Source organism: Gordonia caeni (assembly GCF_039537105.1).
GTDB classification, from domain to species: Bacteria; Actinomycetota; Actinomycetes; order Mycobacteriales; family Mycobacteriaceae; genus Gordonia; species Gordonia caeni.
Window position 1 is genome coordinate 316402 of the sequence record NZ_BAAAZW010000004.1, and the last position, 19769, is coordinate 336170.

The window sequence follows — 19769 nt, forward strand, 5'->3', positions numbered from 1 at the left end:
TTGAGCGACCTCCAGCGTCGGTTCAAGCACCGAAATCCGGGGCCGACCTCAGCGCAGTTCGACGGGGACGTCGGCGCCGCCCTCGCGGGTGAGGCGCGGGCCCATCTGGACCAGCATGGGTTCGGCCGCGAAGCCACCGGCGAACAGGACCTGGCCCTGACCGAAGCCGGTGGCCTGCTCGCGGAGTTCGTCCGGCGCGTAGCCGAAGACCGATCCGAGTTCGGCGAGGTCGCGCGGCGAACTCATCCGCATCAGGCCGAGGTTGTCGCACTGGGACAGCGCATTCGGGTGCACCTTGGACGGACGCTGCGTGGACATCAGCAGCCACAATCCGTACTTGCGGCCCTCGGCGGCGATCTGCACGATCCGTTCGGTCAGCAACTTCTGGATCGGCGTGACCGGATTCGGCGGGCACAGGTTGTGCGCCTCGTCGATCACGATCAGCCGGCCGATCCGCTCGTGCCGGTGCGCCCAGAGATGATCGAGGATCGCCAGGGCGGCCGCCCGCGGTTCGACACCGGTGTCGAACCCACTCAGGTCGACCACGGTCGCGTCCGGGCGGGCGTCGATCACGTCGACGGCGCCGCGGTCTCCCCAGGCCCACAGCGTCCAGTCGGCCACTCCCAGGTTCTCCAGCCGGATCGCGAGCCGGCTGAATTCGGGGTCGGGCTGGGCCCGCAGCCACTGCACCAGTGAATCGCGCAGTCCCAGGGACTGCCGTTCACCGGCGGCGAGACCGATCACGTCCATGGCGTCGCGGATCTTCGCGTCGATGCGCAGCAGAGCGTTGAAGTCGTCCGGATCCTCCACCGGGTCCACCTGCAAGAGTGCCGCCCGCGAGGTCAGCTGCATGTTCAGATAGCGGATGTGCAGCGGATCAGTGGCGTCGGGGCCCGCACCGCACACGCGGATGTCACGCGCGGCCAGTTCGGCGGCGAGGTCGGCGGGCGCGTCCTCGCGGATCTCGGGCAGCCGCACGAAGTCGCCGTTGGGATCGAGGATCACCAGCGGCAGCCTGGTGTGCAGCAACACCTGCTCCAGCAACACCCCGAGCGCATAGGTCTTGCCCGAGCCGCTCTGACCGCACCAGAAGGTGTGTCGATTGAGGCGTGGCGCCCAGAGGTGGGCGGGCTCGGAGCCGCCGAATCGGGTACCCACGGTCAGCTCTGCAGTCATGACTGAAGATCGTAGGCTGTCGGCGACGCCGTCTCGGGCTCCTCCGGACCGGCCGGCGGTGCCGGACGGCGCACCAGTTCCACCGCCACCACCAGCACGATCAGTGCGACGACGAACCAGACCACGCTCGCCACGGTCACCGGGCGCGTGACGACCAGGCCCACCACCCCGGCCGCGACGGCCAGGGCCACGATGGTGGTGCGCCACCGCTCCACCACGGCGCCCACCCGTCCGGTGGCCCCGCCGTGGGCGTCCAGTGCCGTCCGCACCCGCCCGAAGCCGGCGGCGCACACCCCGCGCAGAGCGCGCGCCGGACGGGCGGGTCCGGCGAACCAGGCCCCGATCGCCACCAGCACGCCGAACACGGTGAGCGCGACGATCGTCGACGACATCAGGCCGGTGACCTGATCGAAGATCACGCCTGCCACGTCCCGCGGCAACTCTCCCGGACTGATCGCGTTCAGAAAGACGTTGCGGCCGATCCAGATTCCCAGCGACATCAAGGCGAAGACCACCGCGGCGGCGGTCGCGGTGCCGGCGAGGGCCCGCCGCGGCGACACCGCCACTAGTACTCCGGCGATCAACAGGATCACCACCACCCAGGGCAGCCAGTAGCCGCCGATCACCGCCACGTCGTAGACCGCACGGACCAGGGCCAGCGAATCCGCGCTCAGGATCGGGATCTCCCGGCCGCGGTCGGCCGGCGCGATGCCGTCGAGGAACGGCATGCCGCGGTCGGCCAGGAGTGCGCGCACCGCAGCGACCACCGGTTCCAGCCGGAGGCTGAGGACTCCGTCCTCGGACAGCCGCGCCAGCGCACCCGGGTCGTCGTCGAGCACCTGCGTCGTCCGATGGTGACTGAGCCGCAGGCTGGCCGCCCAGAGGTCGGCGAAACGCTCCGAGGCCACCAGCTGCTGCGTCGTCGCGGAGATCAGGTTCTGCAGCCCGGCGACGGTCGGGGCCTCGAGCAGCCCGAGCGCCGCGGCCGCGCGCGGCGGCAGTTCACCGTCCTGCAGCTGGCCGAACAGTTCACTGACGCGCCTATCCAGGTCAAGCGTCGCATCCAGCTGGTCGGTCACCTGATCGGTCACGAAGGCCTGCACCTGCGGGTCCGATGCCAGCGGCGCGAAGGTGGAGACGAAGCGATCGGTGTCGACCAGTTGCATCCTGGCCCAGGTGCCGACGGCGGCGACCGGGGCCAGCAGCAGACCCACCGCCACCAGCACGATGCACGCGGTGGTGCGCAGCTTCCGGTGCGAGCGCGGCCAGGCCTGCGCGGCCAGCTCGGCGTTGCGCACCTCGAGGGCGGCGACACGTTCCCGCAGGGCGGCGAGCTCCGCCTCGTCAGTCACCGCGGACCTCGGCGCGCAGCAGTGCCTCCAGCACGGTTACGACCCCCTGATCGGTGTTGCTCGGAGCCAGGTAGCGGGCCCGGTCACGCACCTGCGGATGCGCGTTGGCCATTGCGAACGACCAGTCGGCGGCGTCGAGCATCTCCAGGTCGTTCAGGTAGTCGCCGAACACCGCGGTCTGCGCGGGGGTGATCCCGAGGTCGTCCTGGAGGGTTCGGACGCCGATTCCCTTGTCCACCCCCGACGCCATCAGATCGATCCAGTTGGGTCCGGAGACCACCACCTGGCAGCGGTCGCGGAAGCCGGCGAAGTGCTCCCGCTCCGCGGAGGCGGCATCGTCGAAGTCGAAGACCGCGAGCTTGAGGATCTCGTCGTCGACGGCCAGCAGATCGTCGACCTGTGTCAGGCGCACGTAGTACTTGTCGGACTCGGCGACGAACGGCAGGTCCTGCCGCTCGACGAAGCCGCCGCTCTTGCCGCACACCACCACCCCGAGGTCGCGGCCGGCCGCACTCGCGGCGCGCACGGCGTCGATCACGTCGGCGGCCAGATCCCGGTCGAGGGTGGTGGAGGCGCGCAACCGGCCGTCGTGGACCACCAGGTTGCCGTTCTCGGCGATGTACGACAGCCCCGCGGGCGAATGCGCGAACAGCGTCTCCAGCGTGTAGTACTGGCGGCCGCTGGCCGGGACGAACCGGATCCCCCGCTCGCGCATGGTGTCCAGCAGAGGCCAGAAGGCGTCGGGCACCTCGCCCGCATCGGTCAGCAGCGTGCCGTCCATGTCGGCGACGACCAGACGCAGGTCTTCGGGCAATGAAGTGAGTCGGAATTCGGCCACGCCTGCATCCTCACACCCGCCGTGCGGAACCGACAGGCGGTCCAGCCGGTGACAGGCGAATCGTGTCCGAAACGGCTCCGGTGCGGTCAGGCCCGTGCGTCGCGGTCGTCGGCACGCATGTCACGCGTCACCCACTCGGTCACCGGGCGCCCGGCGCACAGGTGCTCGTCGACCAGCCGGTCCATCCGCTCCGGACGCATCTGCGCGTACCAGGTCCCCTCGGGGTAGACCACCATCACCGGTCCCTGCCCGCAGGGAAACAGGCAGCCGGTGACGGTCGTCAGCACGTCGTCGTCGCCGAGACCGCGCCGATCCAGCGCGGCGCTCAGGGTCTGCGCACTCTCCCGGCTGCCTTCGACGCTGCACCGGGGGCCGCGGCAGACCAGCACGTGCCGGGCGAAGCCGGGGACGGCCTCCCACGCCGGGGAGACGATCGGCGCGGTCCGGGTCCGGGCAGGTGTGCCGCCGCGGCCGACGGCCTCCTCGAGGAGGTCGGCGAAGCCGTCGTACTCGGTGAGCAGCGGCGCCACCCGCACTTCGGGCGTCGCGCCGTCCGCCGGCCGGCTCCGCAGCCAGTGCCCGACGATTCGCGCGAGCCAGGAGTCCTGCTTCGCGTCGCCGAGGGTCTGTCCGCTGACCAGCAGCACCGTTTCGGCGCCCGCGGCGGCCGCCGCGTCGAGGGCCTCGGTGATCGGGGTGTCCGAGCCACCGAGCACGGCGACCCGGAACTCGACACCCGGCCTGCCGTCGCGCACCCGGTCGAGTGCGCGTCCGAGCGCGGGCGCCGGCAGCCCGCCCCGGTCGGTGGGTGCGGTCACGATCACCCAGTCCGCGGTCACCGGCCGGCTCCGTCGACCGGAACGGTCGGCACGGTGGTCCCGCACAGCACCACCATCGGCGCGCCGGTGCGCGGATGGGGCACGACCTCGGCGTCGAGCCCGTAGACCTCGGCCAGAAGCTCCGGGGTCAGCACCTCGGCGACCGGTCCGTGCGCCACCACGCGGCCGCCGTCGAGGACGATCAGGTGGTCGCAGTACATGGCGGCCAGCTGAAGGTCGTGCAGCGCCGCGACGGCCGTCACGCGCAGGGCGCGCAGCAGCTGCAGCACTTCCAGCGATGCGGACACGTCGAGGTGATTGGTCGGCTCGTCCAGCAGCAGCACCGCCGGCTGCTGCGCCAGGGCCCGCGCGATCTGCGTCTTCTGCCGTTCCCCACCGGACAGCGACTGCCACGTCCGGCGGCGCAGCGGCTCCAGGCCGAGCAGTCCGATCGCCTGGTTCACCAGCTCGCGGGTGTCGGTGCGACGCAGCCGGCCGCCGGCCCGGGGAATGGTGCCCAGGTCGACGATCTGCTCCACGGTGAGCTCGGTTTCGGTCGCCGAATGCTGTTCGACGGTCGCGACCACGCGCGCGAAATCGCGGCGCGGATAGTCGCCGACGGGCTTCCCGTCGAGCAGAACGCGCCCGGAATCCGGCCGGGTCCATCGTGCGATCGTCGACAGCAGGGTGGTCTTGCCCGAGCCGTTGGGCCCGATCAGACCGGTGAAAAGGCCCGCAGGCACCGCGGCGCTCACCTCGCTCAGCAGCCGCTTCTCACCGACCGAGAAACTCACGCCCTCGAGGTCTATCGACGGCGGCGACTCGGGGAGATCACCGATCATGCGGCGGCCCCGTGGCGGCGGAGGATCCACACGAAGACCGGGACGCCGACGATGGCGGTGACCAGACCGAGCGGGAGCTCCTGCCCGGCCTTCACCGTGCGTGCCAGGACATCGGTCCACACCAGCAACAACGCCCCGACGAGTGCGGTCACCGGCAGCAGCCGCTGATGGAGCGGGCCGACGAGCAGGCGGGCGAGGTGCGGGATCACCAGGCCGACGAAGCCGATGATCCCGGTCTGCGCCACGATCACCGCGGTACACAGGGACACCAGGATGTACAGAACCCAGCGCGTCACGGTGACCGGCACCCCCAGGCTCGTCGCCGCGCGGTCGCCGAAGGCGAAGGCGTCGAGCGACCGCGCATACGCCCACACCACCACCAGGGTGACGCCCACCATCGCCGTCACCACGATCGTCGACGGCCACCGCGCTCCGGCGACCGAGCCGAGCGTCCAGCGCAGCACGGCGTCCGCCGCGCCGCGGTCGCCGAAGTAGATCAGTGCCGAACTGATGGCCGCCCCGCCCTGCGCGACGGCGACACCGGCCAGGATCAGTCGATTCGGCAGCAACGCCCCGGTCCGCGTGGTGGCGATCGCGAAGACCAGGCCCAGCGCACCCATCGCACCGATGAACGCCGCCGCCGAGACCGCGCCGATCCCGGCCAGGGCGCCCGCCCCGATTCCGGTGGTCAGGGCCAGCACCGCACCGACCGAGGCGCCCGAGGACATGCCGAGCAGGTACGGATCGGCCAGAACGTTACCGGTCAGCGACTGCAAGACGTTGCCGCAGACGGCGAGCCCCGCGCCGACCGCTGCCGCGGTCACCACGCGGGGCATCCGCAGGTTCACCACGATGTGCTCGTTGGCCGCATCCACTCCGCCGAGCAGTCCCAGCCGCGATCCCACCGCCGCGAAGACTTCGCCGAGACTCAGTCCGACCGAGCCGATGACGACGCCGACTGCGATGCTCACCACCAGCAGGGCGACGAGTGCGGTCACCAGTGCCGCATAGCCCAGGCCGGACCTGGCAGTCCACGCCTGCGTCGCCGGAGCCACGCCGATCAGCGCGCGCCCAGGTACTGCGACAGCTTCACCGCACCGTCGATGGTGCGCGGGCCGGGCGTCGACTCCGAGAACGGCACCACCAGGTACGACTCGTTCTTGACGGCCGTCAGGCTCTGCAGAGCCGGGTCGGACTCCAGGTACGCCTTCTTGTCTTCAGCGGTGGAGAACAGCGCGTCGATCAGGACGATGACGTCCGGATCGGCCTTGACCACCTGCTCCCAGCTCGCGTCGGTCCAGTTGCCGGACAGGCCGGCGAAGATGTTCGTCGCACCGACCGCGTCGATGATGAGCTGCGGTCCGCCGTCACCGGCGCCGACCGACGGCGTATCGGTGCCCGCGTCCCACCAGAGCACGCTGGTGCCGCGCCCGGCATCGGCGGTCTTCAACTCGGCCAGCGTCTCCCGCATCCGCTGGTTCTCGCGGTCCGCCTCGTCGGTGCGCCCGAACAGCACGCCGTAGTCCGAGGCTTCTCCGGCGATCGCATCCCATGAGGGGGCCGGCCGGTCGTCCTTGTTCTCGCACCCGAACGGCGAGACGTAGGTCGCGATACCCAGGCCGGCGAACTCGTCCCGGCTGCCGATGCCGCCGTCGGTGAAGGCCGACGAATAGGACGCCGCCACCAGGTCGGGCTTGGCGGCGAGCACCGTCTCCAGGTCCGGGTACTTGGGCGCGAGCACCGGCACGGAGTCGTAGGCCTCCTTGAACTGGGGCGCGATCTGATCGTCGAGGTAAGCGGTGCCGACCAGGTCCTTCTCGGCGCCGATCGCCAGCGCCGATTCGGTGGCGCCCTGGTTGACGGTGATGCCGCGGGTGGCCGGTGCCGCCAGGCTGACCGTCCGGCCGCAGTTCTGCAGTGTCACCGCGCCCGTGCCCTGCGGGGAATCATCGGTCCCGCAGGCGGTGAGGGAAACGGTCAAAGCGGCCGCTGCCACCACGGCAGCGATCGAGGAGAGGGTGCGCACGGCTACCCGCCTTCCATTCTCGTGGAGTACAAGGTGGTCGGTCGCGGCCGGTCTCCTGGCTACGCAGGGCCCACCGGAAACGGCACCTTCCCGGGCACACATGGCACCCAGTGGCCGGGATTCCTCCCGAAACCGTCTCCGGACCTGCTTACAGTGGCGAGAACCGCGCCGGCTTTCCACCGGACTTCCCGAACACCGCGACGTTCTAGGCATGGTAGCCCGGTGGCCGGCGCCGGTAGTCGCAGCACCGTAGCCACAGGAGGGCCACATGACCGAGAAGCGTTTTCACGTTGAGCACCGCCCCGACGAGCAGCGCTACGTGCTCATCGACCGCACGGCCGACGGCCGCGAGATCGGTGAGGAATCGTACGTCGACGTCGCCGGCGACGACGGCGCCACCGCGCGCGTCCTCTTCCATACCGCGATCGCCGCCGACTACGGCTCCCAGGGACTGGCGTCGCTGCTGGTACAGAGCGTCGTGGACGATGTGGTGGCCCGGGGCTACACGATCGTTCCGGTGTGCCCGTACGTCGCCAAATGGCTTCCGGAACATCCGCAGTACGACGAGCACGTCGTCGACCCGGCGCCGGTGCACCTGGCGGCGGTGAAGGACCGGCAGCAGTGAGCGCCCGCCGCCGGCGGGAATATCGGGAGCGGCGCGGCCATTGATCCGGACATGAGCGAGATCGAATTCGGCCTGGACACCTTCGGCGGTGTCACCAAAGACGAGCAGGGCCGGCCGCTGCCGCACGCCCAGGTGATCCGGGATCTGGTCGAGGACGGCGTCGTCGCCGACCAGCTCGGCCTGGACTTCTTCGGCGTCGGCGAGCACCACCGCCCGGACTTCGCCGTCTCCAGCCCGGAGATGGTGTTGTCGGCGGTGGCCGGCCGCACCGACCGGATCCGGCTCGGCTCGGCGGTCACCGTCCTGAGCTCGGACGACCCGGTACGGGTCTTCGAGCGGTTCGCCACCCTCGACGCCGTCTCGAACGGTCGCGCCGAGATCGTCGCCGGGCGGGGCTCGTTCATCGAGTCCTTCCCGCTGTTCGGCTACGACCTGAGTGACTACGAGGTGCTGTTCGAGGAGAAGCTGCAACTGCTGTCCGCCCTCTTGACGGAGGAGCCGGTCACCTGGTCCGGTTCCACCCGGGCCGGGCTGCGCGACCAGCGCGTCTACCCGGTCACCGAGAACGGCATCCGCGCCTGGGTGGGGGTCGGCGGCAGCCCCGAGTCGGTGGTGCGCACCGCGCGCTACGGCTTCGGGCTGTTCCTGGCGATCATCGGCGGCTCGGCCGATCGGTTCGCGCCGTACATCGATCTGTTCGAGCGCGCCCAGGACGAGTTCGGGGTGCCGCGCGCTCCGGTCGCCGTGCACTCGCCGGGGCTGGTGGCCGAGACCGACGAGGAGGCCCGCGAGGTGACCTACGACGGCTGGCTGGAGTTCCGGCGGCAATTGGGCCGTGAACGCGGCTGGCCCGACCCGGTCCCCGGCGACTTCGAGCGCGAGATCCATCAGGGCGCCCTGTATCTCGGATCCCCGGAGACCGTCGCCCGGAAGATCGTCCGGACCCTGGGCACGCTGAAAGTGGACCGCTTCGACCTGAAGTACGACCAGCCCGTCCCGCACGCCGCCCAGCGCCGCTCCATCGAGCTGTACGGCGAACGCGTGGTTCCGCTGGTCAAGGACATGCTGGCGTAGCATCGGCACCAGCACCCAGCAGAGGCGGCACACCCCATGAGCACCATCGATACGACCACAGACAGTTCACCCGGCGGACGGATGCCGGTGGCCTTCGTGGGGCACGGCAGTCCGACGAACGCCCTGGACCGCAACCGGTACACCGAATCGTGGGAGGCGTTCGGGCGAGCCGTCCCCACGCCGCGTGCGATCCTGGTGATCTCCGCGCACTGGTACACCAACGCCACCGCGGTCACCGCGATGCCGCGGCCACGGACCATTCACGACTTCTTCGGCTTCAGCCAGGAGCTCTTCGACGTGGAGTACCCGGCCCCCGGATCACCCGAGCTGGCCGAGCAGGTGGCCGACGTGGTGAAACCGACGTGGGTGGGCCAGGACATCGACAGCTGGGGCATCGACCACGGCACCTGGTCGGTGCTGCGGCACGCCTTCCCCGACGCCTCGATCCCGGTGGTGCAGCTCTCGCTCAACTCGTTCAAGGACTACGACCACCACCTGGAGCTGGGCCGCAAGCTGGCCCCGCTGCGCGATCAGGGAGTGCTCATCATCGGCAGCGGGAACATCGTGCACAACCTGCGCACCATCGATTTCCGCAGCGCCGACACCGGTTTCGACTGGGCGCGCCGGTTCGACGACGCCGCCGCCGAGATATTGACCCGCTCCCCCGGCGACGTCCTCGACCTGCAGGCCCACCCGGACTTCGCCCGTTCCGTGCCCACCCCCGACCACTTCCTGCCGCTGCTCTACGTGGCCGGTATCGCCGACGCCGAGCCCCTCGATCTGCTGGTCGACGGCTACACCGCGGGCTCGATCTCGATGGCCGCCTACACCCTCGGGCTCGACCCGGAGCTGCTCACAGCTCGCTGACGCGGCCGTCTTCGACATGCCAGCGCCGGTCGACGTCGACGGTGGCCAGCATGCGCCGGTCGTGGGTCACCAGCAGTAGGGCGCCGTCGTAGGAGGCGAGCGCCGATTCGAGTTGTTCGATGGCGGGCAGGTCGAGATGGTTGGTGGGCTCGTCGAGCACCAGCACGTTGGTGCCCCGCGCCTGCAGCAGCGCGAGCGCCGCCCGGGTGCGCTCCCCCGGTGACAGCCCGTCGACCGGCCGGTCGACGTGATCGGCGCGCAGGCCGAACTTGGCGAGCAGGGTGCGCACGTCAGCGGTCGTCATGTCGGGCATCAGTTCCTCGAAACGCGCGGCGAGCTGCCGGTCGCCGGTGAACAGCCCGCGCGACTGGTCGATCTCGCCGACGGCGACGTTCGCCCCGAGGTGCGCCGTCCCGGCATCCGGCGCGATCTGCCCCAGCAGCAGCCGCAACAGCGTCGACTTGCCCGCCCCGTTGGGCCCGGTGATCTGAATCCGCTCCCCGGCGTTCACCTGGATCGACACCGGGCCGAGGGTGAAATCCCCTTGCTGCACCACGGCTTCGTTCAAGGTGGCGACCACGGAGCTGGAGCGCGGCGCCGCACCGATGGTGAACTCCAGGACCCATTCCTTGCGCGGTTCGGCCACCTCTTCCAGCCGCGCGATCCGGCTCTCCATCTGTCGGACCTTCTGCGCCTGCTTCTCACTGGACTCGCTGGCGGCGCGCTTCCGGATCTTGTCGTTGTCGGGCGCTTTCCGGATGGCGTTGCGCACGCCCTGGCTGGACCATTCGCGCTGGGTGCGCGCCCGCGCGACCAGGTCGGATTTGCGGTCCGCGTACTCCTCGTACTCCTCGCGCCGATGCCGCCGCGCCACCTCGCGCTCTTCCAGGTAGCTGTCGTACCCGCCGCCGAAGACGGTGTTGGTGTGCTGGGCCAGATCCAGTTCGAGAACGCGGGTCACGCTGCGCGACAAGAACTCCCGGTCGTGGCTGACCAGCACCACGCCGCCGCGCATGCCGCGCACCACTTCTTCGAGCCGGGCCAGCCCGTCCAGGTCGAGGTCGTTGGTCGGCTCGTCGAGCAGCACCACGTCGAAGCGCGAGCACAGCAGCGCCGCCAGGCCCACGCGTCCCGCCTGCCCGCCGGACAGTTCGGTCATCAGCGTCTCGCCCGGCGCCGTTCCGGTGTCCAGCCCCAGGTCCGCCAACGCCCCCGACAGTCGCTCGTCCAGATCCGGTGCGCCGGTGGCCAGCCAGTGATCCAGGGCCGCCGCATACCGATCCGCCGCGGCGGCCGGAGCGCCCGGATCGGCGAGCGCGTCGGCCGCGGCGTCCATGGCAACGGTCGCCGCGGCGCAGCCGGTGCGCCGGGCGACGTACTGCCCGACGGTCTCCCCCGGCACGCGCTGATGTTCCTGCGGTAGCCAGCCCACGAAGGCGTCCGCCGGTGCACGCGACACCGTGCCCTCCAGCGGAGCCAGGTCGCCGGCCAGAATGCGCAGCAGCGTCGTCTTCCCCGCCCCGTTGGCACCGACCACCCCCACCACGTCGCCGGGGGCGACCGTCAGATCCAGCCGGTCGAACAGGACGCGGTGCGCGTACCCACCGGTGACGTCTTTGGCGACGAGCGTTGCGGTCATGCCCCCATCGTCTCCCATCCGGTGATCGGTCCCCCACGCCGAGGCCCCCACCCCAGGACCGCAGTGCGGGCAGGATGGATGTCACGGACTCACGTATCGACGACGAGAGGGGCGCCCGTGCGGTACTTCACCTCCGACACCCACTACGGGCACGCGAACATCATCAGGTACTGCGGGCGGCCGTACGACGACACGGAGCAGATGGACGCCGATCTGGTGGCCCACGCCCGCGCCACCCTCGGCGACCACCGCGACCTGTGGCATCTCGGCGACGTCGCGATGGGCCGTATCGACGACACCCTGCCCAACCTCGCGCGGATCGGTGCCGACGTCACCCTGGTGGCCGGCAACCACGACCGCTGCCATCCCCTCAACGGGCCAGCGCGCAGCGAGCGCTTCGCCGACGTCTACCGCGAGCGCTGCCGGCTCACCCGGCTGATCCCCACCGACACCGCGCTCACTCTGAGTAACGGTGTGACGGTGCAGGTTTCGCATTTCCCCTACCCCGACAAGGGCGCTTATGACGAGCCGCACGAACACGAGCGCGCCGACAAGCTCGCGCGGTGGCGCCCAGTCGACGACGGCTCGTGGCTGCTCTGCGGCCACGTGCACGACAGCTGGCGCCAGCGTGGCCGGATGATCAACGTCGGAGTGGACGCCTGGGGCGGGATCCCGGTGAGCGAAGCCGACCTCGTCGCGCTGATCGAGGCCGGTCCGGCGGACCTGGATCGATTGCCGTGGCCCCGAACGGACTGAGACCGGCCGGTCGCCGGGTCAGTCGTCCGAACCGGCCTCGAGTTCGTCGACGTGGCGGTACACCGTCACCCGGCCGCCGGTGCCCGGCTCGGGGTCGGGCAGCACGGTGTCGGGGTCGATCAGGTAGACGTCGTGCCCGTCGAGGGTCAGGCGACGGACGGCTTCGAGCAGCATCCGGCGCGCGACGTCGTCCACCGAGGACACGCGCCGCAGGCTGATCGCCACGCGCTTCTCGGCGGGCGGGCGCTCCTGGAACTCGCGGGCCACACGTTCGCCGCCGGCGAAGCGGATGTCGCCCTGCAGGGCCAGCAGCAGCACTTTCCCGTGCCCGGCTCCCAGCACCCGCCGGTCCCGGATCACCGCCGGCGCGGCCGGCGGCACCTCCATCAGGTGCATGCCCATGTCCGCGGTGAACCGCTCGAACAGCTCCACGCCGCGCACGCTGTTGCCGTGCCGGTCCAGCCGCGGGGAGAAGGTGGCGATGCCGGCCTGCCCGGGCAGCGCACCGATCAGGCCACCGGCCACACCGCTCTTGGCCGGCACCCCGACGCGGGTCATCCAGTCGCCGGCACCGTCGTACATGCCGCAGGTGGCCATCACGCTGAGGGTCTGGCGCACCACCTTCGCCGACACCACCGGCGCCCCGGTCACCGGATTGATGCCCCGGTTGGCCAACGTCGCGGCCATCACCGCGAGATCGTCGACGTTGACCAGCAGCGAGCACTGCCGGGTGTATCCGGCCACGGCGACCAGCGGATCCTCGCCGATGATGTCGTGGGCGCGCAGCATGTTGGCCAGCGCGCGATTGCGGTAGGCGTGGGACAGCTCGGAGTGGTAGACCGACTCGTCGACCTGCAGGCGACGCCCGGCGAAGGCGCTGAGGCCGTCGATGATCCGCTCGACCCGCGCTTCCGGGGTGGCCTCTTCCGGCCCGGCCAGGGTGTGCGTGGTGATCGCACCGGCGTTGATCATCGGGTTCAGCGGACGCCCGGACCCCGGTTCCAGCGAGATCTCGTTGAACGCATCACCGCTGGGCTCCACGCCCACCTTCTCCAGGACCGCGTCGAAGCCGCGGTCGGCCAGCGCCAGCGCGCAGACGAACGGTTTGGAGATCGACTGGATACTGAACTCCACGCCGGCGTCCCCGGCGGAGTAGACGTGGCCGTCGACGGTGCACAGGCCCGCGGCGAGCAGATCGGGATCGGCGTCGGCCAGTTCCGGGATGTAGTCGGCGGTGGCACCGGACTGGTCGGCCTCGACGGAGCGGAGGGCTTCAGCGAGGTAATCGGGAATCGGTGAACGCACGTCGATCAGCGTACGGGTCGTGCCGCACGCGCGCCGGGGTGTACGGACTCGGCCTTCTGCCCACTGCGGGCGCAACCGGGCAGGTGCCCGCGATCGCATGCCGACCGACCACCCCGAAGCGATCCCCGGCGCGATTCCACCCGATCGGACGAGGTCGCCCGCCCGGTGCGGGAGCAGGTCGGGTTAGCGCTCCGGGCCGGGTCCGTCAACGCCCGCCCATTCCTGGCCGCAGGCGCCACGCCGGGACCGCGATCCGTGCCTAGAGTCGGCCTCACCACCCCGTCCCCCGACTCCAGAGGTATCCGTGACTTCCGCACAGCTTCCCCCACTCGTCGACGCCGCATGGCTCCAGGACCACTTGGGTGATCCCGGCCTCGTCGTGATCGATTCGACCACCCATCTGCCGATCCCCGAGGACGGCCCGTACACGCCGGAATCCGGCGCCCTGGCTTACGCCGCCGAGCACATTCCGGGCGCACTGTTCGCCGATCTGCTCACCGACTTCGCCGATCCGTCCGATCCGCAGCCGTGGACCGCCGCCGACCACCAGCGCTTCGCCGCTGCGGCCGGTGCGCTGGGCATCGGCGACGGCGCGACGGTGGTGATCTACAGCCAGCACGACGTCTTCTGGGCCACCCGCCTCTGGTGGCAGCTCCGCCTGGAGGGCTTCGACGACGCGGTGGTTCTCGACGGCGGCCTGCCCGCCTGGAAGAACGCCGGCGGTGAGTTGACCGATGCCGTATCGACGCCCACGCCACGCGCGTTCGTCGGCGATCGCCGGCCCGGGCTGATCCGCTCCACCGCGCAGGTCGCCGCCGCCCTCGACGATCCCGGAGTCCTGCTGGTCAACGTCCTCGACGAGCCCACCTACCGCGGCGAGGTGAACACCTACGCCCGCAACGGCCACATCCCCGGCAGCATCAACTTCCCGGTGGCCGGACTGCTCGATCCGGAGACCGGCACCCTGCGGCCCGTGGAGGAACTGCGGGTGGAGTTCGAGCGGGCCGGCCTGCTCGACGACGGCCGAACAGTGGTCACCTACTGCGGCGGTGGGATCGCCGCCACCGGTGTGGCGTGGGCACTGGCGCTTGCCGGCCGCGACGACGTCGGGGTCTACGACGGCTCGCTGACGGCATGGACCGCCGACCCGGAGCTGCCGCTCGTCACCGGATCGTCGCCCCGCTGATCGTGCCTCCCGCCGGGACGCTGCCGTCGAGCGGCGCCCCGGACGGGTGCGCACGTCCCCCGGCTGCGGGCTCGCCCTTACAGTGGAACCCATGTCCTCCGACATCCCTGACGACGAGATCCGCGTCGGCACGCCCGAACGCGAACGGGCCATCGCACTGCTCAACGAATCCTTTTCGGCCGGCTACCTGCAGCTCGACGAGTTCGAAGAGCGCTCCGGCGCCGTCTATGTGGCCCGCACGCGCGGTGAGCTGCGCGAGACCCTGCACGATCTGCCGAGCTACGACCGCCTGTTCCCCACCGCCGTCGCGTCCCCGCTGGAAGCCGGTGCCGGCCCCGCGGGCAAGCCGCTGAAACTGAAGGCCGACTGGGACACCGCCCGCCGCAAGGGCACCTGGAAGGTGCCGGCGCAGATCGTCGCCACCGCCGAGCTGGGCACCGTCGACCTGGACTTCACGCTCGCCCGCTTCCAGAGCGACGTGGTGGAGCTGGGTCTGCAGGCCTCGGTCAGCACCATCAAACTCCGGCTCGGCGCAGACCAGCAGGTGACCTACGACGACCTCGCCGTGGGCGGCTGGTCGAAGGTGAAGGACAAGGCCGGCGCACCGCGCCGCCCGGGCGGCCCGACGATCATCCTGACCGGACATCTGTCCGGGATGAGTTCGGTGATCATCAAACGGTCCTGACCTCGGCATGAACGCTTGCCGAATGGCAAACTCGAGGTATGAGCGATGATTTCGACACCACCCTGGACGCGGTCGGCGCCCGGCTGAAGCACCTGCGACTGCGCCGCGAGGTGACCCTGACCCAACTCGCCGAGGCGACCGGCATCTCGGCCAGCACCCTTTCCCGACTGGAGTCGGGATTGCGCCGACCGACTCTGGAGCAGCTTCTGCCGCTGGCGCGCTACTACGGGGTCACCATCGACTCGCTGGTCGATGCGCCGCAGAGCGCCGATCCGCGCATCGACCTGCGGCCCCTCGCCGGCTGGGGCGGCTCGGTGATCATCCCGCTGACCCGCCGCCCCGGCGGCATCCAGGCCTACAAGTTCGTGCTGCCCGCCGGCGACGACGACGTCGTCCCCGAGCCCCGCTCCCACGAGGGCTACGACTGGGCGTACGTCCTGAACGGCACCCTGCGCCTGGTTCTGGGCGACCAGGACCTGCTGCTCAAAGCCGGCGAAGCAGCCGAGTTCGACACCCGGACGCCGCACTGGTTCGGCGCGACCAGCGCAGGCCCCGTCGAGTACCTCAGCCTGATCGGCCGGCAGGGCGAACGCGCCCACGTGCGGGCCACCGACAATTCCCGGCCGTCGCCGGACGGCCGATGACTGCCGCCTGGATCTGTGTCACCTGCGGCAACGAGTACCCGCCCGGGCCGATGCCCAGTGTCTGCCTGATCTGCGTCAACGAACGCCAGTACGTGCCCGCCGAAGGCCAGCACTGGGCATCGCTCGATCCCGGTGAGACCCGGTCGGTGACCGTGCGGACCCCCGAACCCGGCCTGACCGAGTTCACCGTCGACCCCTCCGTCGGCATCGGCCAGCGCACCTTCCTCGTGCACACACCTGCCGGCAACGTCCTGTGGGAGCCGCCCGGATTCATCGGTGCCGGCCTCGTCGACCGGTTGCGGGCCGCCGGCCCCGTGTGCGCGATCGTCTCGAGTCATCCGCATCTCATCGGCGCCAGCGTGTCCCTGAGCCACCTGCTCGACGAGCCGCCCGTCTACGTCAACGGCCACGACCGGCGCTGGATCACCCGGCCCGACCCGGTGATCACGTTCTGGAACGAGACGCTGGAGGCGGCCCCCGGGGTCCGCCTCCAGCGCTGCGGCGGTCACTTCCCCGGCAGCTGCGTGCTCCATGTCGCCCACGGGGCCGACGGGCGGGGACTACTGCTCACCGGAGACACCATGATGGTCGGGGCCGACCGCACGAGCGTGTCCTTCATGCGCAGCTACCCCAACTTGATTCCACTGTCCCCCAGACTCGTCCGGGAGATCGTCGGCGCGGTCGACACGCTGACCTTCGACCGGATCTACGGCGCCTTCGGGGACGTGATCGACTCCGGCGCCAGAGCCGCGGTGCGCGCCTCGGCCGAACGCTACATCGGCTGGCTCACCGATCAGATCCGCGACCCCGACGAGCCGTAAACATGAAAACCCTTGCGCCGTTGAGTGCGCCCGTCGATCCGGCGACAGCGCTTTCGCGAATCGCCTGGCTGCTCGAGCGCGACCGACAGAAGAGCTACCGGGTGGAAGCCTTCCGGCGGGCCGCGGTCACGGTATCCGCCCTGAGCCCCGCCGAACTGGCGGAGCGCAGCCGTGCCGGCACCCTGACCGCGCTGCCGGGCATCGGCAAGACGACTGCTGCGGTGATCACCGACGCCGTCGACGGCGCGTTGCCGAACTACCTCGACACACTGCAACGGGCACCGTCACCGATGCCGGACGGCGAACCGCTGGCACCGCTGCTGCGCGGCGACCTGCACGTGCACACCGACTGGAGCGACGGCGGCGCACCGCTGCCGGAGATGGCGGCGGCCGCGGTGGCGCTGGACTACCGGTGGCTGGCGATCACCGACCATTCGCCGCGGCTGACGGTGGCCAACGGTCTCAGCGCGGAACGTCTGAGCCGCCAGCTCGACCTGATCGACACCTGGAACAGCCGGCACGGCAACGGCTTCCGACTCCTGTCCGGGATCGAAGTGGACATCCTCGACGACGGCTCGCTGGACCAGTCCCCGGCCATGCTCGAGCGGCTCGACGTGGTGACGGCTTCCCTGCACTCCAAGCTGCGGATGGACCGCGGCCCGATGACCGCCCGACTGGTGGCCGCGGTGAGCGATCCGCGCGTGCAGGTGCTCGGGCACTGCACCGGCCGACTGATCGCCGGACGCGGACGTCCGCCCTCGACGTTCGACGCCGCGGCCGTCTTCCGCGCCTGCGCCGACCACGGCACGGCGGTCGAGATCAACTCGCGTCCCGAACGGGTCGATCCGCCCGACGAACTGCTGGCCCTCGCCCACGACCTCGGCTGCCTGTTCGCCGTCGACTCCGATGCCCACGCGCCGGGACAACTCGAGTTCAGCCGCCTCGGTGCACAGCGCGCCGTGCAGCACGGCATCGAGCCGGACCGGATCGTGAACACCTGGTCGGTGGAGCGGCTGTCGGCATGGGCCGGGCACTGATTGTTTGGAATCGGGTCACCGCGGGTAAGAGGCCTACGTTCCCGATACATGCGCCGGAGCGAAGGGAGAGCACGTGAGCAGAACCGCGGACAGCACCGGTGCCTTCGAGTCGCTGGTGGCGGTCGACCGCCCGCTCTACGTGGTCACGACGCGTTCGGCCGACGGTCCGTCAGGTTGCCTGGTGGGGTTCGCCACCCAGAGCAGCATCGACCCGCCGCTGTTCTTCGTCGGAATCTCGCGCGCCAACCACACCCACGGGGTGGCCGCGCACGCCGATCACCTCGCGGTACACCTGATCGCCCGCGAGCACGCGGAACTGGCGCGGCTCTTCGGCGGCGAAACCGGGGATTCGGTCGACAAGTTCTCCGCATGCCGGTGGGCGGAGGGTCCGCACGGCCTGCCGATACTCACCGACTCCGGCGTGTGGTTCGCCGGCCGCATCATCGAGCGGATCGACGTGGGCGATCACACGGGCCATCTCCTCGCCCCGGTGGCCGGCGAGGTCCGGCAGCGGGATTCCGACCTGTCGGCGTGGGTGAGTCTGGCCATGGGCGAGGCGATCGAACCGGGACATCCGGCGTGAGCTCGGTCGCGCCCCGCCGATCGGGGGTCTCCCGGCCGGCGGTCGGAGCGAGGCCGGAGGTCGAGATCATCCGGCGGGCTCACCTCACAGGTGCACGCCCCGCTTGGCCAGCCAGGCGTGCGGGTTGAGCGCGCTGCCTTTGGCATCCCGGACCTCGTAGTGCAGGTGGGGGCCGGTGGAGTGGCCGCGATTGCCCACGGTGCCGATCGTCTGACCGGCGCGCACCTGCTGCCCCGCCTTCACGAAGCTCTTGTCGACGTGACCGAACACGCCGACGGTGCCGTCATCCTGCTTGACGCGGATCCACTGCCCGAAGCCCGAGGCCGGACCGGACTCGAGAACGGTTCCGTCGGTCACCGCGTGCACGGGGGTGCCGATCTTGTTCGCGATGTCCACGCCGTTGTGGTTGGTTCCCCAGCGGGCGCCGTAGCCAGAGGTCACGGTGCCCTTCGCCGGTGCCACCGCGCGGTTCTGACCGGGGGCGAGTCCGCTCGGCGGCAGCAGGCCGCGCACCAGGTCGTCGATCTCCGGCGGCAGGTCCAGGTCCACGGGCGAGGCGACGTTCGCCGGTGCGGTCGGCGCGGCGGGATGTGCCGCCGCCTGTCCGGCACCGCCGAAGGTCAGACCGATGGCGCCGGCGAAGGCGACCAGCGCACCGACCCGCATCGGCGAGACGGTCTTGGCCGCGCGGTGCCGGCCGGACCGTCGGGTTCGCGACGTGGTGTCGTGGGCGGTGAGGGCAGCGGGCACCGTCGAGTCATGGGTGTTCAGTCGGTGTTGAAGCACAGTCATAGTCCAATTCGGGTTTCGATAACGTTTTAGATTCGGCAAGGACACGGCGAGGTTACTTCATCGTGCCTGAACTGTTGCTGAGAACGGTCTCGACCACCCGTGCCGGACCCCCCGATTCCACCGAATCGCCCTACAAGAGAATCCGCCCCGACCGAAGTCGAAGCGGATTATCGTTTGTGGACCTTCGTAGACAGTTCGAGAACCCCTGCCCGGCCTTGAAAACCGTGGCTTCTCGCAGGTCGCGGGGCCTCTACCGGCGGGACCGGCGGCCGCTGGAGCCGTCTGTAGCAGACGAGCGGGGCCGGATGGTGCGTGCAGTTGGGATGACTCAAACCTTTCTGAGCCCGGCACAGGTGGACGAGCTGGTGGCCTCGTATGAGTCGGGCGCGACACTGGTGCAGTTGGGCGAGCGGTTCAGCATTCATCGCCGCACCGCGGCGGCACACCTTGCCCGCCGCTCGGTCCCGATCCGCCGGCGCGGTCTCGATGAGTGCCACCTCGCCGAAGCGATTGAGTTGTATGCGGGTGGATTGACGCTGGTGGAGGTCGGGCTGCGCTTCGGCGTGAGCCAGCAGGCGGTGAGAAGAGCGCTGGTCGCAGGGGGTGCCGAGATTCGCCTCAGCGGGCGCCGTCAGTCGGCCGTAAACAAGTCTGCGTACTCGGCGCCGTAGTCACCTGTCGCTTCCGTGGATGGACCGGGATC

Annotated in this window: 21 protein-coding genes and 1 riboswitch; of the genes, 11 read left to right on the forward strand and 10 right to left on the reverse strand. The window is 70.5% G+C overall.

Annotated features, from left to right (window positions below; all coding sequences use genetic code 11):
- Window positions 1-48: 48 nt before the first annotated feature.
- The 7 genes from ABD732_RS08630 to ABD732_RS08660 all read right to left on the reverse strand — a co-directional run bounded on the left by ABD732_RS08630 (window position 49) and on the right by ABD732_RS08660 (window position 7052).
- Window positions 49-1176, reverse strand: a complete 1128-nt coding sequence (locus tag ABD732_RS08630) for an ATP-binding protein (protein WP_344782629.1) — start codon at window positions 1174-1176, stop codon at window positions 49-51.
- Window positions 1173-2528 (reverse strand): hypothetical protein, encoded by a 1356-nt coding sequence (locus ABD732_RS08635; protein WP_344782631.1) that lies wholly within the window; start codon window positions 2526-2528, stop codon window positions 1173-1175. The genes ABD732_RS08630 and ABD732_RS08635 overlap by 4 nt, the downstream gene beginning before the upstream one ends.
- On the reverse strand, window positions 2521-3366 hold the full coding sequence (locus ABD732_RS08640; RefSeq protein WP_344782633.1) for a Cof-type HAD-IIB family hydrolase: 846 nt from the start codon (window positions 3364-3366) through the stop codon (window positions 2521-2523). The genes ABD732_RS08635 and ABD732_RS08640 overlap by 8 nt, the downstream gene beginning before the upstream one ends.
- A gap of 86 nt (window positions 3367-3452) precedes the next feature.
- Window positions 3453-4205 (reverse strand): (2Fe-2S) ferredoxin domain-containing protein, encoded by a 753-nt coding sequence (locus tag ABD732_RS08645; protein ID WP_344782635.1) that lies wholly within the window; start codon window positions 4203-4205, stop codon window positions 3453-3455.
- Entirely contained in the window at window positions 4202-5026 is an 825-nt protein-coding gene (locus ABD732_RS08650) for an ABC transporter ATP-binding protein (protein WP_425553010.1), read from the reverse strand. The genes ABD732_RS08645 and ABD732_RS08650 overlap by 4 nt, the downstream gene beginning before the upstream one ends.
- On the reverse strand, window positions 5023-6024 hold the full coding sequence (locus tag ABD732_RS08655; RefSeq protein WP_344782639.1) for a FecCD family ABC transporter permease: 1002 nt from the start codon (window positions 6022-6024) through the stop codon (window positions 5023-5025). Before ABD732_RS08655 ends, ABD732_RS08650 begins: the two co-directional genes overlap by 4 nt.
- A gap of 62 nt (window positions 6025-6086) precedes the next feature.
- Entirely contained in the window at window positions 6087-7052 is a 966-nt protein-coding gene (locus ABD732_RS08660; protein ID WP_344782641.1) for an ABC transporter substrate-binding protein, read from the reverse strand.
- A gap of 28 nt (window positions 7053-7080) precedes the next feature.
- A riboswitch (cobalamin riboswitch) is annotated at window positions 7081-7267 on the reverse strand.
- Window positions 7268-7320: 53 nt separating this feature from the next.
- Here ABD732_RS08660 and ABD732_RS08665 point away from each other — a divergent pair.
- The 3 genes from ABD732_RS08665 (at window position 7321) to ygiD (ending at window position 9618) form a co-directional block, all read left to right on the forward strand.
- Window positions 7321-7677 carry a GNAT family N-acetyltransferase gene (locus ABD732_RS08665; RefSeq protein ID WP_344782644.1) on the forward strand — a complete coding sequence of 119 codons (357 nt, stop codon included), beginning with the start codon at window positions 7321-7323 and terminating at the stop codon, window positions 7675-7677.
- 51 nt (window positions 7678-7728) lie between these two features.
- A complete protein-coding gene (locus ABD732_RS08670) occupies window positions 7729-8751 on the forward strand; it encodes an LLM class flavin-dependent oxidoreductase (protein WP_344782646.1) in 1023 nt (340 codons plus the stop codon).
- An 81-nt stretch (window positions 8752-8832) separates the two neighbouring features.
- Window positions 8833-9618, forward strand: coding sequence for a 4,5-DOPA-extradiol-dioxygenase (gene ygiD / locus ABD732_RS08675; RefSeq protein WP_344782794.1), 786 nt, complete (start codon window positions 8833-8835; stop codon window positions 9616-9618).
- Here ygiD and ABD732_RS08680 read toward each other — a convergent pair.
- Complete coding sequence (locus tag ABD732_RS08680; protein ID WP_344782648.1) at window positions 9605-11257, reverse strand: ABC-F family ATP-binding cassette domain-containing protein; 1653 nt, start codon at window positions 11255-11257, stop codon at window positions 9605-9607. The genes ygiD and ABD732_RS08680 overlap by 14 nt on opposite strands.
- Before the next feature lie 117 nt (window positions 11258-11374).
- Here ABD732_RS08680 and ABD732_RS08685 point away from each other — a divergent pair, with 117 nt between their 5' ends.
- Window positions 11375-12013: a metallophosphoesterase family protein gene (locus ABD732_RS08685; protein WP_344782650.1), complete on the forward strand. Its 639-nt coding sequence runs from the start codon at window positions 11375-11377 to the stop codon at window positions 12011-12013.
- An 18-nt stretch (window positions 12014-12031) separates the two neighbouring features.
- Here the strand turns inward: ABD732_RS08685 and ABD732_RS08690 are convergent, their stop codons facing one another.
- The gene (locus tag ABD732_RS08690) at window positions 12032-13318 is read right to left on the reverse strand and encodes a glutaminase (RefSeq protein ID WP_344782652.1); all 1287 of its coding nucleotides are present in this window, start codon (window positions 13316-13318) and stop codon (window positions 12032-12034) included.
- A gap of 304 nt (window positions 13319-13622) precedes the next feature.
- On the opposite strand from ABD732_RS08690, the gene ABD732_RS08695 reads away from it, so the two are divergent.
- The 6 genes from ABD732_RS08695 to ABD732_RS08720 all read left to right on the forward strand — a co-directional run bounded on the left by ABD732_RS08695 (window position 13623) and on the right by ABD732_RS08720 (window position 18274).
- Window positions 13623-14504 (forward strand): sulfurtransferase, encoded by an 882-nt coding sequence (locus ABD732_RS08695; protein WP_344782654.1) that lies wholly within the window; start codon window positions 13623-13625, stop codon window positions 14502-14504.
- A gap of 91 nt (window positions 14505-14595) precedes the next feature.
- Complete coding sequence (locus tag ABD732_RS08700; RefSeq protein ID WP_344782656.1) at window positions 14596-15189, forward strand: DUF1707 SHOCT-like domain-containing protein; 594 nt, start codon at window positions 14596-14598, stop codon at window positions 15187-15189.
- Between the two features lie 38 nt (window positions 15190-15227).
- The gene (locus ABD732_RS08705; RefSeq protein WP_344782658.1) at window positions 15228-15833 is read left to right on the forward strand and encodes a helix-turn-helix domain-containing protein; all 606 of its coding nucleotides are present in this window, start codon (window positions 15228-15230) and stop codon (window positions 15831-15833) included.
- Window positions 15830-16654 carry an MBL fold metallo-hydrolase gene (locus ABD732_RS08710; protein ID WP_344782660.1) on the forward strand — a complete coding sequence of 275 codons (825 nt, stop codon included), beginning with the start codon at window positions 15830-15832 and terminating at the stop codon, window positions 16652-16654. Before ABD732_RS08705 ends, ABD732_RS08710 begins: the two co-directional genes overlap by 4 nt.
- 2 nt (window positions 16655-16656) lie before the next feature.
- Window positions 16657-17691 (forward strand): PHP domain-containing protein, encoded by a 1035-nt coding sequence (locus ABD732_RS08715; protein WP_344782662.1) that lies wholly within the window; start codon window positions 16657-16659, stop codon window positions 17689-17691.
- Between the two features lie 73 nt (window positions 17692-17764).
- Window positions 17765-18274, forward strand: a complete 510-nt coding sequence (locus ABD732_RS08720; RefSeq protein ID WP_344782664.1) for a flavin reductase family protein — start codon at window positions 17765-17767, stop codon at window positions 18272-18274.
- Between the two features lie 84 nt (window positions 18275-18358).
- Here the strand turns inward: ABD732_RS08720 and ABD732_RS08725 are convergent, their stop codons facing one another.
- Window positions 18359-19066, reverse strand: a complete 708-nt coding sequence (locus ABD732_RS08725; RefSeq protein WP_344782666.1) for a M23 family metallopeptidase — start codon at window positions 19064-19066, stop codon at window positions 18359-18361.
- 305 nt (window positions 19067-19371) lie between these two features.
- On the opposite strand from ABD732_RS08725, the gene ABD732_RS08730 reads away from it, so the two are divergent.
- Window positions 19372-19737: a hypothetical protein gene (locus ABD732_RS08730; protein ID WP_344782668.1), complete on the forward strand. Its 366-nt coding sequence runs from the start codon at window positions 19372-19374 to the stop codon at window positions 19735-19737.
- Window positions 19738-19769 lie beyond the last annotated feature (32 nt).

Coding starts and splice junctions, on each gene's coding strand:
- ABD732_RS08630 (WP_344782629.1), bottom strand. CDS start 1,176: ATGACTGCAGAGCTGACCGTGGGTACCCGATTCGGCGGCTCCGAGCCC.
- ABD732_RS08650 (WP_425553010.1), bottom strand. CDS start 5,026: ATGATCGGTGATCTCCCCGAGTCGCCGCCGTCGATAGACCTCGAGGGC.
- ABD732_RS08665 (WP_344782644.1), top strand. CDS start 7,321: ATGACCGAGAAGCGTTTTCACGTTGAGCACCGCCCCGACGAGCAGCGC.
- ABD732_RS08670 (WP_344782646.1), top strand. CDS start 7,729: ATGAGCGAGATCGAATTCGGCCTGGACACCTTCGGCGGTGTCACCAAA.
- ygiD (WP_344782794.1), top strand. CDS start 8,833: ATGCCGGTGGCCTTCGTGGGGCACGGCAGTCCGACGAACGCCCTGGAC.
- ABD732_RS08680 (WP_344782648.1), bottom strand. CDS start 11,257: ATGACCGCAACGCTCGTCGCCAAAGACGTCACCGGTGGGTACGCGCAC.
- ABD732_RS08700 (WP_344782656.1), top strand. CDS start 14,596: ATGTCCTCCGACATCCCTGACGACGAGATCCGCGTCGGCACGCCCGAA.
- ABD732_RS08705 (WP_344782658.1), top strand. CDS start 15,228: ATGAGCGATGATTTCGACACCACCCTGGACGCGGTCGGCGCCCGGCTG.
- ABD732_RS08710 (WP_344782660.1), top strand. CDS start 15,830: ATGACTGCCGCCTGGATCTGTGTCACCTGCGGCAACGAGTACCCGCCC.
- ABD732_RS08715 (WP_344782662.1), top strand. CDS start 16,657: ATGAAAACCCTTGCGCCGTTGAGTGCGCCCGTCGATCCGGCGACAGCG.
- ABD732_RS08725 (WP_344782666.1), bottom strand. CDS start 19,066: ATGACTGTGCTTCAACACCGACTGAACACCCATGACTCGACGGTGCCC.
- ABD732_RS08730 (WP_344782668.1), top strand. CDS start 19,372: ATGGTGCGTGCAGTTGGGATGACTCAAACCTTTCTGAGCCCGGCACAG.